The sequence below is a fragment of the Pseudomonas sp. GM48 genome, from assembly GCF_000282335.1.
Classification (GTDB): Bacteria; Pseudomonadota; Gammaproteobacteria; order Pseudomonadales; family Pseudomonadaceae; genus Aquipseudomonas.
Genome location: NZ_AKJM01000023.1, coordinates 1 through 16,342, shown reverse-complemented (window position 1 = coordinate 16,342; position 16,342 = coordinate 1). Strand labels below are relative to the sequence as shown.

The 16,342-nt window shown below is 59.1% G+C and carries 10 protein-coding genes; 5 read left to right on the top strand and 5 right to left on the bottom strand.

Translation table 11 applies throughout. The features are described from left to right. Positions 1-2,903, bottom strand: a 2,903-nt coding sequence (gene glnE / locus PMI28_RS25455) for a bifunctional [glutamate--ammonia ligase]-adenylyl-L-tyrosine phosphorylase/[glutamate--ammonia-ligase] adenylyltransferase (protein ID WP_007982391.1), incomplete at its 3' end; no start/stop codon positions are given. Positions 2,904-3,286: 383 nt separating this feature from the next. Between glnE and aceE the strand changes: the two genes are divergently transcribed. The 5 genes from aceE (at position 3,287) to msrA (ending at position 13,348) form a co-directional block, all read left to right on the top strand. Then, a complete protein-coding gene (gene aceE, locus PMI28_RS25460) occupies positions 3,287-5,932 on the top strand; it encodes a pyruvate dehydrogenase (acetyl-transferring), homodimeric type (RefSeq protein ID WP_007982389.1) in 2,646 nt (881 codons plus the stop codon). Between the two features lie 11 nt (positions 5,933-5,943). After that, positions 5,944-7,899 carry a dihydrolipoyllysine-residue acetyltransferase gene (gene aceF, locus PMI28_RS25465; protein ID WP_007982387.1) on the top strand — a complete coding sequence of 652 codons (1,956 nt, stop codon included), beginning with the start codon at positions 5,944-5,946 and terminating at the stop codon, positions 7,897-7,899. A gap of 278 nt (positions 7,900-8,177) precedes the next feature. After that, complete coding sequence (locus PMI28_RS25470; RefSeq protein ID WP_007982386.1) at positions 8,178-9,572, top strand: alkaline phosphatase D family protein; 1,395 nt, start codon at positions 8,178-8,180, stop codon at positions 9,570-9,572. A 235-nt stretch (positions 9,573-9,807) separates the two neighbouring features. After that, positions 9,808-12,501 (top strand): sensor domain-containing phosphodiesterase, encoded by a 2,694-nt coding sequence (locus tag PMI28_RS25475; protein WP_007982383.1) that lies wholly within the window; start codon positions 9,808-9,810, stop codon positions 12,499-12,501. Between the two features lie 199 nt (positions 12,502-12,700). Continuing rightward, entirely contained in the window at positions 12,701-13,348 is a 648-nt protein-coding gene (gene msrA / locus PMI28_RS25480) for a peptide-methionine (S)-S-oxide reductase MsrA (protein ID WP_007982381.1), read from the top strand. Positions 13,349-13,454: 106 nt separating this feature from the next. Here msrA and PMI28_RS25485 read toward each other — a convergent pair whose 3' ends face one another. The 4 genes from PMI28_RS25485 to PMI28_RS25500 all read right to left on the bottom strand — a co-directional run. Then, positions 13,455-14,294: a 23S rRNA (adenine(2030)-N(6))-methyltransferase RlmJ gene (locus tag PMI28_RS25485; protein ID WP_007982379.1), complete on the bottom strand. Its 840-nt coding sequence runs from the start codon at positions 14,292-14,294 to the stop codon at positions 13,455-13,457. A gap of 225 nt (positions 14,295-14,519) precedes the next feature. Next, positions 14,520-14,846 (bottom strand): hypothetical protein, encoded by a 327-nt coding sequence (locus PMI28_RS25490; RefSeq protein ID WP_007982377.1) that lies wholly within the window; start codon positions 14,844-14,846, stop codon positions 14,520-14,522. A 388-nt stretch (positions 14,847-15,234) separates the two neighbouring features. Continuing rightward, positions 15,235-15,654 carry a hypothetical protein gene (locus PMI28_RS25495; RefSeq protein WP_007982375.1) on the bottom strand — a complete coding sequence of 140 codons (420 nt, stop codon included), beginning with the start codon at positions 15,652-15,654 and terminating at the stop codon, positions 15,235-15,237. Continuing rightward, positions 15,651-16,342, bottom strand: a 692-nt coding sequence (locus PMI28_RS25500; protein WP_007982372.1) for an RHS repeat-associated core domain-containing protein, incomplete at its 5' end; no start/stop codon positions are given. The genes PMI28_RS25495 and PMI28_RS25500, both read right to left, overlap by 4 nt.

Below are 16,342 nucleotides of genomic sequence, written 5' to 3'. Positions count from 1 at the left end.
TGCCGCCGTTCGTCCGCGAACTGGTCGCCCGGAATCACCCCGGGGTCCTTCTGCAAGGCCTGCCGGTGGGCGGCGGAACGGTACGCTTTATACGCTTCACGCAACAGGCTGGCATCTTCGACGGGCATCAGCCCTTCATGCTCCAGCTCTTCCAGAATGCGGATGTTATCCGTCCAGCGCAGCAATGGCGGGTGTGTTTCGGACCACGCCAGGGCCGCGTATTGCACCATAAATTCAATATCGACGATACCTCCGGCGTCCTGCTTGATATCGAACGGCGCCGTGGCTTCGAAGGCATTTGCCCCGGTGCCGGCCGCGGTGCTCTTGCTGCCGAGGTTATCGCGCATCTTCGCGCGCATCTCGCTGACTTCCTGGCGCAAGGTTGGCAAATCACGCGTCTTGCCCAATATCGTGGCGCGGACTTTCTCGAATGCCTGGCCGACATCCTGACTGCCCACCAGCACTCGCGCCCGCACCAACGCCTGATGTTCCCAGGTCCAGGCTTCGTTCTCCTGATAACGGGCAAACGCCCCCAGGGAACTCACCAGCAACCCCGACGCACCGGACGGGCGCAGACGCATGTCCACTTCGTACAACTGACCGGAGTTGGTCTGCGCCGTCAGCAAGTGAATGATCCGTTGCCCCAGCCGGGTGAAAAACTGCGCGCCATCGATGGGTTTCGGTCCATCGGTTTCAGCCTGCGGATCGCCGTCGTGGATGAACACCAGGTCCAGGTCCGAACCATGCCCGAGTTCCAGGCCACCGACTTTCCCATAACCGACAATAATGAAGCCGGGATCGCACAAGGTGCCATCCGTGCGCAGCGGCGTGCCGTACTTGGCCACGGTCTGGCGCCAGGCCAATGCCAGCACTTGCTCCAGGATCGCTTCGGCGAGCCAGGTCAGGTAGTCGCTGACTTTCATCAGCGGCAGGCTGCCGGCGATTTCCGATGCGGCCACCCGCAGGCGGTGCGCCAGCTTGAAGTGGCGCAGGGCTTCCATTTGCTGTTCGAGGTCATCCTCGGGAATCCGCGTCAGGCGCTCGCGCAGTTCAGCGGCCAACTCCGGCGCAAGTGGTGGCTTGAACAAGCGGCCTTCATTGAGCAATTCGTCGAGCAGCAGCGGGAAACGGGTGATTTGCTCGGCGATCCACGGGCTCGCCGCGCACAGCGTCAACAAACGCCGCAATGCACCGGGGTTCTCGGTCAGCAGCACCAGGTACGCGGAACGACGGGCCACGGCCTCAACCAGCGGCAACACCCGTTCCAGCACCAGGTCCGGATTGTCATGTTCCACGGCCTGTGCCAGCAAACGCGGAATAAAGGCATCGAGGCGTTCACGCCCCAGTCGTTGCATCGCCCGCAATTGCGGACTGCTGCGCAGGCTGGCCAGGGCTTTCAGGGCTTTGGGGGCATCCTTGAAACCACCCTCTTCCAATTGGCGACAAGCGGCCTCATCGTCCTGAGCCTCTTCCCACAGCGGCAACCACTCGCCGCCGACCACCACTTCGCTTTCGGCGCCCTGCTCTTCGTCGGGATCGGCGATCACCTGCCCGAAGTGCCAGGCCACGCGGCCGCGCCAATACATCAATTGTTCGTGGAAGGCGGTCCAGTTGGCGAACCCCAGCATAAAGGCAATACGCGCCTGATCCTGTTCGCCATTGGGCAACATTTGCGTCTGGCGGTCGGCAATCGCCTGAATCGCGTGTTCGGTGTAACGCAGGAATTCGTAGCCTTCACGCAGCTCGCTGATCACCGCCGGCGGCAGGTAACCCTGACCTTCCAGCGTGCTCAGCACCTTTAATAGAGGACGCTGCTGCAAGCTCAAATCGCGGCCGCCGTGGATCAGCTGGAACGCCTGGGCAATGAACTCGACTTCTCGAATACCGCCGGAACCGAGCTTGATATTGTCGGCCATGCCCTTGCGCCGCACTTCCTGCTGGATCAACTGCTTCATGGTGCGCAGCGCTTCGATGGCCGAGAAGTCCAGGTAACGCCGGTAAACGAATGGTCGTAGCATGTCCTGCAGTTGCGCACCGGCCACCTGGTCGCCGGCCACCACCCGCGACTTGATCATCGCGTAGCGTTCCCAGTCGCGACCCTGATCCTGGTAATACTGCTCCAGCGCATTGAAGCTCAGCACCAGCGCGCCCGCCGAACCGTAGGGACGCAAGCGCATGTCGACGCGGAACACAAAGCCGTCGACGGTCATCGGGTCCAGGGCCTTGATCAGCCGCTGGCCGAGACGAATGAAGAATTCCTGGTTATCCAACGGGCGTTTGACGCCGACAGTTTCGCCGCCCTCGGGGTAGGCGAAAATCAGGTCGATGTCCGACGACAGGTTCAGCTCCACCGCACCGAGCTTGCCCATGCCGAGGATGACCATCTGCTGTGGCTCGCCACTGCGGCGCCCGGTCGGCACGCCGAACTGCTGGCAATGGCGCACGTACAACCATTGATAGGCCTGATCGATACTGGCATCGGCCATGTCCGAGAGGTCGCGGCAGGTCTGGATCAAATCGGCCTGGCGGGTCAGGTCGCGCCAGATGATCCGCACCTGATGGCGTGCACGCTGGCGACGCAAGGCACGGCCAAGTTGATCGTCGGTCTCGGCTGCATTCACGGCAGTCGCGATCTGCGCGCACAACTCACCGGGAGCGAAGCTGCGGTCCAGTTCTCCGGACTGCACCAGCTCCAGCAACATCAAAGGGTCACGAACACACTGTTCAATCACGAAATCGCTGGCGGCGGTGACGCGGGCAAATTGCGCCCAGCGTTCAGGCGTCCAGGCAGATAACCCGTGGTCGTCGTCCAGGGCGGCGACGGCAGCCCGGAACGACTGCTCGGCGCGGGTGACAAACGGCAGGAGAATGGCGGGCAGTTCGGCAAGCGAAGGGAGGCTCATGGTCTATCCTTGATCGGCGTACAACGGGCTGCATGTAGTGGATTTCGAAAACCCACTACCTGAGGGACTGTCGAACAAAAGTTAGAAATAGCTGAAATTTCTTTTATTTTGGCAGCCAGCATCAAGCTTTTACCTTTAGTAGTTGGAAAAAGACCAACCTTAACGATTATTCTCACAACGCAGCCGGGGGGCACAAGCCGCTCATCTGTAGTTTTACTACTCGTATATACATTAGACGGGCTGAAATGCCGGAAGATTTGTAGTAAAACTACACGCCGCCGGAACAACCTGTCGGCAATCCAAGAATTCATAACGTCTGCCCACAAGGCCAGTCGCTAACTCAGGCAACCGATTCTGGTAGCCTTTCCGCCCTGGAGCAAGCCATGCAAGACCTCGATCCCGTCGAAACCCAGGAATGGCTGGACGCCCTGGAATCGGTTCTCGACAAAGAAGGCGAAGACCGTGCTCACTATCTGATGACCCGTATGGGTGAACTCGCGACCCGCAGCGGTTCGCAGTTGCCTTACGCCATCACCACGCCTTACCGCAACACGATCCCCGTTACCCACGAAGCACGCATGCCTGGCGACCTGTTCATGGAACGCCGCATTCGCTCGCTGGTACGTTGGAACGCGATGGCCATGGTAATGCGTACCAATCTGAAAGATTCTGACCTCGGCGGTCACATCTCCAGCTTCGCTTCCAGTGCGACCCTGTATGACATCGGCTTCAACTACTTCTTCCAGGCCCCGAGCAACGAACACGGCGGCGACCTGATCTACTTCCAGGGCCACACCTCGCCAGGCGTTTACGCCCGTGCATTCATGGAAGGCCGCATCACCGAAGACCAGATGAACAACTTCCGCCAGGAAGTCGACGGTCAGGGCCTGTCGTCCTACCCGCACCCTTGGCTGATGCCTGACTTCTGGCAGTTCCCGACCGTATCCATGGGTCTGGGTCCGATCCAGGCGATCTACCAGGCTCGCTTCATGAAATACCTGGAACACCGCGGTTTCATCCAGCCAGGCAAACAGAAAGTCTGGTGCTTCCTGGGCGACGGCGAGTGCGACGAGCCGGAATCCCTGGGCGCGATCTCCCTGGCCGGCCGCGAGAAGCTGGACAACCTGATCTTCGTCATCAACTGCAACCTGCAGCGCCTCGACGGCCCGGTTCGCGGCAACGGCAAGATCATCCAGGAACTCGAAGGCGTGTTCCGCGGTGCTCAGTGGAACGTGACCAAAGTCATCTGGGGCCGTTTCTGGGACCCACTGCTGGCCAAGGATGTCGACGGCATCCTGCAACGCCGCATGGACGAAGTCATCGACGGCGAGTACCAGAACTACAAGGCCAAAGACGGCGCGTTCGTGCGTGAACACTTCTTCAATACGCCGGAACTCAAGGCGATGGTTGAAGACCTGTCCGACGACGAGATCTGGAAACTCAACCGTGGCGGCCACGACCCGTACAAGGTCTACGCGGCGTACCACGAAGCGGTCAACCACAAAGAACAACCGACCGTCATCCTGGCCAAGACCATCAAGGGTTATGGCACCGGTGCCGGCGAAGCGAAAAACACTGCGCACAACACCAAGAAAGTCGACGTCGACAGCCTGAAGTTGTTCCGCGATCGTTTCGACATCCCGGTCAAGGACGACGAGCTGGAAAACCTGCCATTCTTCAAACCGGAAGAAGGCAGCGCCGAAGCCCGTTACCTGAGCGAGCGCCGTACCGCGCTGGGCGGTTTCGTGCCACAGCGTCGCGCCAAGAGCTTCAACATCCCGACTCCGCCACTCGATACCCTCAAGGCGATCCTGGACGGTTCGGGCGACCGCGAAATCTCCACCACCATGGCTTTCGTGCGGATCCTCGCGCAACTGGTCAAGGACAAGGAAATCGGCCCGCGCATCGTGCCGATCATCCCGGACGAAGCCCGTACCTTCGGTATGGAAGGCATGTTCCGTCAGTTGGGCATCTACTCCTCCGTCGGCCAGCTCTACGAGCCAGTCGATAAAGACCAGGTGATGTTCTACAAGGAAGACCAGAAAGGCCAGATCCTCGAAGAAGGCATCAACGAAGCAGGCGCCATGAGCTCCTTCATCGCTGCCGGTACTTCGTACTCCAGCCACAACCAGCCGATGCTGCCGTTCTACATCTTCTACTCGATGTTCGGCTTCCAGCGTATCGGCGACCTGGCCTGGGCTGCTGGCGACAGCCGCACCCGTGGCTTCCTGATCGGCGGCACCGCCGGCCGTACCACCCTGAACGGTGAAGGCCTGCAACACGAAGACGGTCACAGCCACCTGCTGGCCGCGACCATCCCGAACTGCCGCACCTACGATCCAACCTACGGCTACGAGCTGGCGGTGATCATTCAGGACGGCATGAAGAAGATGACCGAAGAGCAACAGGACGTCTTCTACTACATCACCGTAATGAACGAGTCCTACCAGCAGCCAGCCATGCCGGCCGGTGCCGAAGAAGGCATCAAGAAAGGCATGTACCTGCTCGAAGAAGACACCCGCGAAGCGGCGCACCACGTTCAGCTGATGGGCTCCGGCACCATCCTGCGTGAAGTCCGTGAAGCGGCGAAGATCCTGCGTGAAGAGTTCAACGTCGGCGCCGACGTGTGGAGCGTTACCAGCTTCAACGAACTGCGTCGCGACGGCCTGGCCGTTGAGCGCACCAACCGTCTGCACCCGGGCCAGAAGCCCAAGCTGAGCTACGTCGAAGAGTGCCTGAACGGCCGTAAAGGTCCGGTCATCGCCTCGACCGACTACATGAAACTGTTCGCCGAGCAGATCCGTCAGTGGGTACCGTCCAAGGAGTTCAAAGTCCTGGGCACCGACGGTTTCGGCCGCAGCGACAGCCGCAAGAAACTGCGTCATTTCTTCGAAGTCGACCGTCATTTCGTGGTGTTGGCAGCCCTGGAAGCACTGGCTGACCGTGGTGACATCGAACCTAAAGTGGTGGCCGAAGCCATCGCCAAGTTCGGTATCAACCCGGAAAAACGCAACCCACTGGACTGCTGAGGAGAGATTCTGTGAGCGAACTCATTCGCGTACCTGACATCGGCAGCGGTGAAGGTGAAGTAATTGAACTGTTTGTGAAGGTCGGCGACCGTATCGAAGCCGACCAGAGCATCCTGACGCTGGAATCGGACAAGGCGAGCATGGAAGTGCCTGCGCCGAAGGCCGGTATCATCAAGAGCCTGAAAGTGAAGCTGGGCGATCGCCTGAAAGAAGGCGACGAACTGCTGGAGCTGGAAGTCGAAGGTGCTGCTGCGCCAGCCCCTGCGGCTGCCGCTGCGCCAGCCGCCAAGGCTGAAGCCAAACCGGCTGCTGCTCCTGCCGCCGCTCCTGCTGCTGCGCCGGCTGCCGCCAGCGTTCAGAAAGTGCACGTGCCGGACATCGGTTCGTCGGGCAAGGCCCAGATCATCGAGATCCAGGTCAAGGTCGGCGACACCGTCGCGGCTGATCAATCGCTGATCACCCTGGAATCCGACAAGGCGAGCATGGAAATCCCTTCGCCAGCCGCTGGCGTGGTCAAGGCCATCAGCGTCAAGCTCAACGACGAAGTCGGCACCGGCGACCTGATCCTGGATCTGGAAGTGGCGGGTGCTGCGGCACCGGCTGCTGCTCCGGCCCAGGCAGCCGCTCCGGCACCTGCTGCTGCACCTGCACCTGCGGCAGCCCCGGCTGCTCCAGTGGCCGACAGCGTTCAGGATATCCACGTTCCGGACATCGGTTCGGCGGGCAAGGCCAAGATCATCGAAGTCCTGGTCAAGGCCGGCGACACCGTTGTGGCCGACCAGTCGCTGATCACCCTGGAATCCGACAAGGCCAGCATGGAAATTCCATCGCCAGCCGCTGGCGTGGTGGAAAGCGTTTCCATCAAGCTCGATGACGAAGTCGGTACCGGCGACCTGATCCTCAAGCTGAAAGTCAAAGGCGCTGCCCCGGCCGCTGCTCCGGCACCTGCCGCTGCCGCTCCGAGCGCTCCTGCTTCGGCTCCAGCTGCTGCTGCCCCTGCTGCCGCCGCACCTGCTGCCCCGGCCACCGCGCCAGCCAAGCCTGGCGCCAAGGTTCACGCCGGCCCTGCCGTGCGTCAACTGGCCCGCGAATTCGGCGTCGAACTCAGCGCCGTGGGTGCCAGCGGTCCGCACGGTCGCATCCTGAAAGAAGACGTGCAGGTTTACGTCAAAGCCATGATGCAGAAGGCCAAGGAAGCACCGGCCGCTGCTGCTGGCGCAACCGGTGGCGCGGGCATTCCGCCGATTCCGGTCGTGGACTTCAGCCGCTTCGGTGAAATCGAAGAAGTGCCGATGACCCGCCTGATGCAGGTCGGCGCCGCCAACCTGCACCGCAGCTGGCTGAACGTGCCACACGTGACGCAATTCGACTCGGCGGATATCACCGAACTCGAAGCGTTCCGCGTTGCCCAGAAAGCCGTTGCAGAGAAGGCCGGCGTCAAGCTGACCGTCCTGCCGTTGCTGCTCAAGTCCTGCGCGCACCTGCTCAAGGAACTGCCGGACTTCAACAGCTCGCTGGCGCCAAGCGGCAAAGCGATCATCCGCAAGAAATACGTGAACATCGGCTTCGCCGTCGACACCCCGGAAGGCCTGCTGGTACCGGTCATCAAGAACGTCGACCAGAAGAGCCTGCTGCAACTGGCTGCCGAAGCGGCTTCCCTGGCTGAAAAAGCCCGGACCAAGAAGCTCTCGTCAGACGAGATGCAGGGCGCCTGCTTCACCATTTCCAGCCTCGGCCACATTGGCGGCACCGGCTTCACGCCGATCGTCAACGCGCCGGAAGTGGCGATCCTCGGTGTTTCCAAGGCAACCATCCAGCCAGTCTGGGACGGCAAAGCCTTCCAGCCGAAACTGATGCTGCCACTGTCGCTGTCCTACGATCACCGCGTGATCAACGGCGCCGCTGCTGCACGCTTCACCAAGCGTCTGAGCGACCTGCTGGGCGACATCCGCACCATGCTCCTGTAACACCGACGGGCCCTCCTTCACCGGAGGGCCTGCCGCGTTCCACGTTTCCGAGCGCCACGCTCGTACCTCAACCCCGCCAATTTGGCGGGGCTTTTTTTGCCTGAAGTTTTTACCTTCGAAAGAAGCCTTCCTACATTTGTGGCTGATATCGCCCACAACTCGTATCCATTTCAACCTGTCTTTTTTTCGGGCCCAATAATTAAGCTTGGTTATACGGTTATTTATTACAACCGATACAACCCACTCATTTATTCGATAACCGCCGAATGGACTCGAACATGTTAAAACCAACTGTCGGCCCGATTATTGGCCACACCACAACTAACCATGCGCGTATTTTCTTGCGCGGCGAATTACAAAAGAATGCGTTGGCGTTTGCCGGCATTCGTTATCGACGACGCAATGACAAACACTGGTCCGAAGGCGTTTTTGTCAAACTCGAGCCTGCACATGACATGTCCGCTGTCATTGCGCTAATCGGCCTGGTCGCCGATACCGACTATGAATATCAAGCGGGCTGGTTCAGCCCGATGAGCCCGGCGCACACCGTCGAGACCGTACAGGAACTGCCGCTGCAATGGCCGCGACAGATTTACCGCCTGCACACCCCGTCCAGCCAGGCCGGCCTGCCACGAGCCTATATTGTCGGCTCTTGTCGATACCTGCGCATGACCGCCGGCATGGCGTCCACCCCTCACTGGGGCGACAGAATCTTCGCTTCGATTTCGCATCGGGTGGCGCAATCCAACCCGCCCGTCAGCGCCCTGTTGATGACAGGTGACCAGGTTTACGTCGATGACTTGAATGTCTTCGCACCGGATCGCGAACGCAATGAAATCCTGCACAAGTATCGCGTAGCCTTTTCCCAACCCAATATCGCCGAGTTAATGTCCGGACTGCCAACTTACATGATCCTTGATGATCACGAGATAGAGGACAACTGGCCAGCCAACAGGAACAAATCCGACGATTCCTTATATGCGAACGCAATAAATGCCTACGAGATATATCAGGCCAGTCACGGCCCGGCTCACGAACTTTCTGCCAGTGGGCAAATAAACAATCGCCTGGATAAGTATTGGTATCAATTTACCGAAGGCGATATCGAATGGTTTGTCACCGATAGCCGGACCCGCCGCAATTTGTCCGCCGACAATCGACGCATCCTGGATGAAACGCAGGAACAGGCCTTGTGCGAATGGCTGATCAACAGCCCGGCCCGGGTCAAGTTCGTGGTCACCAGCGTGATGTTCTACCCCGACCGAAAAAGCAACGACAATGACGCCTGGAAAGCCTTTGCGGAGCAACGCCTGCGCCTGCTGGAAATTATTCGTACACACCGGTTGAAGAATGTCATTTTCGTGTCCGGCGACGTCCACGGCTCCCTGACCAGCCGCCTGGGCCATAGCGAGGATCCGGACTTCGAGGTTCACACCATCGTGTCGTCACCGCTGTGCAACAGCAAACTGCTGCCTTATGCCAGATCATCCACGTTTATCCTCGATCAACCCCTGGCCCGAACCGCTGCCGGCGACTATCGTCATGAGCTGACCAGCAAGGTGATCAGCCAGGATAACTTTGCCCACCTGGTCGTCGAAGCCGGGCAGATTCAGGTGAATTATCACGATCGGGAGGGCCAGCTGTTGCAGTCCATCGGCATCCGTTTGCGCTGACCCGGAGACAGGTCGCAGCCGCTGGCAATACTTGCAGAACTGCGATCTTTTCGGCGAATAGCATTACTTTTAGCCTCCGACTGAAGAAATCCCTTCGGCTGCCGACATATTCTTATAGCACTTGGCCTTCATCTCTCTTGTCAGTCGGTGTCGCAATGATGCAACCTTGCCGCAGGCAACAGTAAAGAGGGCGAGAGCCCGGCGCGTTCAGCAAATTCGAAGCGAGTTTCCCTCCATGAAAAGCCAACCCGATGCCGCCAGCCGTATGGTGGCCGAGGTAGTGACGCAGTTGCCTGTGCCCTCGCGGCTCGGCATGCTGCGTTTCGAACGGCTTAATGAACCCAGCTGGGCACTGCTGTTTCTCGACCCCAATTGCGAACGCCAGTTCGGCCTGCCAGCCGTTGAGCTGTGTGCGTTGGTAGGCTCGCCCTACGCCAGCCTGATGGAACCGGAAGCGCGCTATCAACTGCACGATGCGGTCCAGCAACAGCTGACTGAAAGCACGCACTACCTGATCCGCTACACCCTGCACACCGCCTCGGGCTCCCTGAGCTTGCTGGAACTGGGCGAAGCCTACAAACAACACAATCGACACCTGTTACGCGGCTACCTGTTGGTCATTGACGGCCTGTTCGAGGACGACCCGCTGCAACCGGCCCTGGATCTGGAAACCCAGAACTCGCGCCTGCAAATCGCCCTGGAACTCAATCAGCGCGCCCAGCAGGAGCAACTGCTGCATCTGGACCGGGTGCGTGCCCAGCAGGACCTGATCCTGCTGCTCACCCGTCAACGCTACAGCAGCAACAACTCCTTGCGCGAAGCCGCCGAACTGATCACCCGCAGCGCCTGCGACATTTACGAAATCGACTGCGCCAGCCTGTGGCACCTCGAAGGCTCGATGCTGGTGCCGATCTCGGCCTATCACCGCACTAAGCAGGAATACCTGCTGCCGCAGCCGATCGACGTCAGTGTGTTCCCCGATTACCTCGACGCCTTGCACACTGGCCGAGCCATTGACGCCCATAACGCCATGCGCGACCCACGTACCCGTGAGATGGCTGAAAGCCTGCGCCCGCGCGACGTCAACGCGATGCTCGATGCCAGCATCCGCGTCGATGGCCAGGTGGTCGGCGTGCTGTGCCTGGAGCAAACCGGTGCGACCCGTGCCTGGCAGTCAGATGAAATCGCCTTCGCCGGAGAACTCGCGGACCAGTTTGCCCAGGTCATCAGCAACCACAACCGGCGTGCCGCCACCAGCGCCCTGCACCTGTTCCAGCGCGCGGTCGAACAAAGTGCCAACGCCTTTTTGCTGGTCAACTGCGACGGCGTGGTGGAATACGTCAACCCGAGCTTTACCGCGATCACCCAATATTCCACCGAAGAAGTGCACGGTCAGCGCCTGTCGGAACTGCCGGCCCTGGAGAACCTCAGCGAACTGCTGTTCGACGCGCCTTCGGCGCTGGCCAAAAGCAACAGTTGGCAGGGCGAATTCAAGAGCCGCCGGAAAAACCTCGAACCCTACTGGGGCCAGTTGTCGATCTCCAAGGTTTACGGCGACAACCGCGAGCTGACCCACTACATCGGCATTTACGAAGACATCACCCAAACCAAGCTGGCCCAGCAACGCATCGAGCGACTGGCCTACACGGACAACCTGACCAATCTCGGCAACCGCCCGGCGTTCATCCGCAACCTCGATGAACGCTTCGCCCGGGACAGCGACGCGCCGATCAGCCTGTTGCTGGTGGACATCGACAACTTCAAGCGGATCAACGACAGCCTTGGCCACCAGACCGGCGACAAGCTGCTGATCAGCCTGGCCCGGCGCCTGCGCAACAGCCTGATCCCGAGCGGCAGCCTGGCGCGATTCGCCAGTAACGAATTCGCCGTGTTACTGGACAACAGCGACCTCTCGGTGGGCCAACAAGTGGCCAACCAATTGCTGGCGACCCTCGACAAGCCGATGTTCGTCGACAACCAGTTGATCAGCGTCACCGGCTCCGTGGGCCTGGCTTGCGCGCCGCTGCACGGGCGCGACCCGCAAACCCTGATGCGCAACGCCGGGCTGGCGCTGCACAAGGCCAAGGCCAACGGCAAACATCAGGTGCAGGTGTTCACTGAGGCGCTGAACGCCGAGGCCAGCTACAAGCTGTTCGTCGAAAACAACCTGCGTCGCGCCCTGACCCAGAACGAACTCGACGTGTTCTACCAGCCCAAGCTGTGCCTGCGTAGCGGGCGCCTGTTGGGCATGGAAGCACTGCTGCGCTGGGACCATCCGGAAAAGGGCATGATCCGCCCGGACCAGTTCATCAGCGTCGCCGAAGAAACCGGGCTGATCATTCCGATCGGCAAATGGATTGCCCGCCAGGCCTGCCGCATGAGCAAAGAGCTGACCGCCGCCGGCCTGGGCAACCTGCAAGTGGCGATCAACCTGTCGCCCAAGCAATTCTCCGATCCGGACCTGGTGGCCTCCATTGCCAACATCCTCAAGGAAGAAGCCCTGCCAGCTCAATTGCTGGAACTTGAGTTAACGGAGGGCCTGCTGCTGGAAGCCACCGAAGACACCCACTTGCAACTCGACCAGCTCAAGCGCCTAGGCCTGACCCTGGCCATGGACGACTTCGGCACCGGTTACTCGTCGCTCAGTTACTTGAAAAAATTCCCCATCGACATCATCAAGATCGATCGAAGCTTCATCCACGAAATCCCGGACAACCAGGACGACATGGAAATCACCTCCGCAGTGATCGCCATGGCCCACAACCTGAAACTCAAGGTCGTGGCTGAAGGCATCGAAACTGCCGAGCAGTTGTCGTTCCTGCGCCGTCACCGCTGCGACGTCGGCCAGGGCTACCTGTTCGACCGTCCGATCCCGGGCAACGAGCTGATCGAAAAGCTCAAACGCTACCCGCGTGGCCCAATCGCCTGACAAACTCAGAATCTGTGGATGACACAAAACCTGTGGGAGCGGGCTTGCTCGCGAAGGCGGTGTGTCAGAGCCGTGGTTACTGACTGATTCAACGCCTTCGCGAGCAAGCCCGCTCCCACAAGGTAGTGCGTATCTGGCCGGCATTGGGCACACTGACAGCCTGTTTATTTACAACCCAACCTGACTGAGAGGACTGATCATGGTTCTGCGCTCGGAAATTCTGGTGAACAAAAACGTGCTTCCTACTAAAGATCAAGCTCTGCCTGGCCGCGAAACCCCGATCAAGGTTCCGGACGAACACTTCGTCAACCACAACCCTCTGCTCGGCCCGTTCCCTGGCAATGTCGAATTCGCCATCTTCGGCCTGGGTTGCTTCTGGGGCGCAGAACGCCGCTTCTGGCAGCGCGAAGGTGTGTACAGCACATCTGTGGGTTACGCCGGCGGCTACACGCCAAACCCGACCTACGAAGAAGTCTGCTCGGGCCTGACCGGCCACGCCGAAGTGGTTTTGGTGGTGTATGAACCGGAGAAAGTCAGCTACGAAGAGCTGTTGAAAATGTTCTGGGAACTGCACAACCCGACTCAGGGCATGCGCCAGGGCAACGACATTGGCACCCAGTACCGCTCGGTGATCTACGCCACCAAGCCGGAACAACTGGACGCAGCGCTGAAGAGCAAGGCAGCGTTCCAGGCTGAACTGTCCAAGGCTGGCCTGGGTGAAATCAGCACCGAAATCGACGAAGCCCCGACTTACTACTATGCCGAGGCTTATCACCAGCAGTACCTGGCCAAGAATCCAGAAGGCTACTGCGGGATTGGCGGGACTGGCGTGACCTGCCCGATCTAACTACTGTAGGAGCGAGCTCGCTCGCGAAAAACCAAAGGGCGCCGCTGGGCATCTGGTTTTACGCGTTAACGTTCACGAACTTCGCGAGCGAGCTCGCTCCTACAGATCAACTCTCGGCAATCAACCAATCCATCTGCCACCCACCCTGGGTCTGCCCCAGCTTCTGGGACAACCACGGCAACAACTCACGCAACTCTTCCTCCAGCCCCCACGGCGGATTGGCAATCGCCAGCCCGGAACCGTTCAGGCTGTTCGGCGTATCCAGCGGATGCACCAGCAACTCCACCCGCAACAACTTCGGCGCACCCGTGCCAGCCAGGTCCTGATAGAAACGACGCAGCGCGCGCTGATCCTTCACCGGGTACCAGATCGCCGCCACGGTCTGGCGCATCCGGCCAATCGCCTCTTTCAGCGACGCGGCACAGCGTTGCATCTCATCGAGCTTTTCGAACGGCGGATCAATCAGCATCACCGCACGCTTCTCCGGCACCGGCAACAGAGCCCGCGACACATGCCAGCCCTCACCCAGATGCACCTTGACCCGGCGATCACCGGCCATGTTGTCCTTGAGCAGCACGCCGTCTTCCGGGTGCTTCTCGTTGAGCAACACGCGATCCTGTGGACGGGTCAGACGCCGCGCCAACTCCGGCGAACCCGGGTAATAGCGCAACTGGCCATCGGGGTTCATCTCGTGCAGCACCTGCATGTAATCAGCGGTCAGGATCGGCAGATCCGGCTGATCCCACAAACGCGCAATGCCTTCCAGGTACTCGCCGGTACGGCTGGCCTGGTCGCCCTGTAGGTCGTACAGACCAATGCCGGCGTGGGTGTCGAGATAGGCAAACGGCTGCTCCTTGCGCGACATCAGGGCGATGAGGCGGGTCAAGGTCAGGTGTTTGAACACATCGGCGTGATTGCCGGCATGGAAGGCGTGACGATAATTCATGGCTGCTCCTGCGAAGGCCGGGAAGTTTACCTTTTACCGGCCGGCAAGTCAGGGGTTGGCGGCCGAGTGGGCACAACCCAACCCCTGTGGCGAGGGAGCTTGCTCCCGCTGGGCTGCGAAGCAGCCCCAAAACCTGAGCCCCGGTTTTGCCTGGCACACCACATAGCCCAGCTTACGACTGCTTCGCAGCCGAACGGGAGCAAGCTCCCTCGCCACAAAAGCCCTCTAGTACTGCGATGGCCGTGCTCGCAACCGCCGCCCAACCACATCCAGCACATCACAGCCATCGCGCAACGGAATCGCACAGAGCAAGGCAAAGTCACTGAGAATGAACGAATCACACTCCACCGAGCCGCGCATGGACAGGTTCTCCAGCACTTGAGTAACCGCGCGAATCCGGTAGCCGGCGGCGTCGGTTAATACATCCAGAGGGGCGTGGGTATCGACGAACAAAGTGGGCATGTCGTTGCAGTTACTGGTGAGCGCCATGAAGCGGTTCTCGGGGTGAGGGATGGGTTTTTCGTAGGGTGGGTCGGGGTGAAGTTTTGTCATTTTTTTGGCCTTTGACTAGTAAGTTAAGCTGCCAACGACCTTTCCTAGAGGCTTGGGTGGCAGCCGTACGCGGGAGTAGGAAACTGAGAGGCCATCAACTCAGCCACGTCGAAACGTGTCCCGCGCACAGCCGCCGCGAACGATCTTGCGAACACAAATTAAGTGCCGCAAACAAACGACATTGCTGATGCGCGATTGACCTCCAAGGGTTCCTACACCCTGCCACTGCATTTGCAGTGACAGCCAAAGACTATCCATGGAGTTCAGAACGCACCAGTTCATGGAAACCGCTACGTTTTGAAGGAAACTTCCGAAGACCTTGCCCGGAAATTTCGCCGTTTACGACTCCAGATTAGTAAGACACAAAAAATTCTGCCGCTCAAAAACTTCACCAAGTGGTGCGGTCCTCAAGGCTGGCTTTGAGAAGGTCATCTCTCCAAACCTCTTGAGCCAATGAATAGACATCTTGAAGAAATTCACGAGGATCATCTAACTCATACCACTCGCCACGAGGCCAGCTCCCGGCTTCACTCTCGTCAACTTCGAATAAAGTCTGAAAATCATAGCTTTCGTCACCCAGTTTTTCTGCCAAAGACTCCACAAGCAGAAACTTATGCCGGTAGGACAAACAGCCTAAATTCAGGCTGTATTTTTTGATCAACTCTGCCCTATCTGACTTGTTGTTCGGGTTATATACCTCAAGTTCCACACCGAGGGTTTCTTCACGATCGTAAACATTGAATACTCCAATGAACCACATCAAATCCGGCTCGAATTTTTCATCTACAAACGGATCACGCAACATCATTTTTTCTCCGTAGGAAAACCTGTATAGGGCCGTGTTATATCGTTCTTGTCGAATTTCACCTCAAACCAATTCAAATTCTCATTCAACTTAGGACTGTTTGCATTATTCCTGTTTGGCCTATAACCACGGCCTGCACCTGGAAGCTCCATCCTCACAATTGGGTCATTGTTATGATCTTTCCCAGTGTGAGGGCTTAACCCCAGAGATTCTCTTGTCATCGCTTTATTCAGCGCATTTAAATGCATACGCCAGTTTTTGAACTGAGAGCTTAGATTACCTCTCCCCCCTCTCGGGGCAACACCTGTATGGGGATCTGCACCGTTAATCGCTCTCTGCCTAAGCGCTTGATCAGATATTTCTGAGCTGTGCTTCGCAACAGTATGCATCTGGTACTTATCCTCAAATTCAATAACCCGTCGCTTAGCGTTCGCTTCTGCCAACTCATCAACTCTCGCTCGCCGCTGCTCCGCCGACATCTTCGGCAGCGCCGGCTCCCCTTCGTCAACTTTAGCCCCACCCAACTCATCCGGCTTCAAACACCCCGGCCTATTCGCCCCCGGACAATTCCCGCTCAACCCCAACGGATCCACCCACCCGGTCGGATTCCGGGTGTACCGATACGGGTTCAACCCACCGGCGAGCTTGACCGGGTCCGGTGACAGGTAGCGCCCGAGGTCCGGGTGGTAGT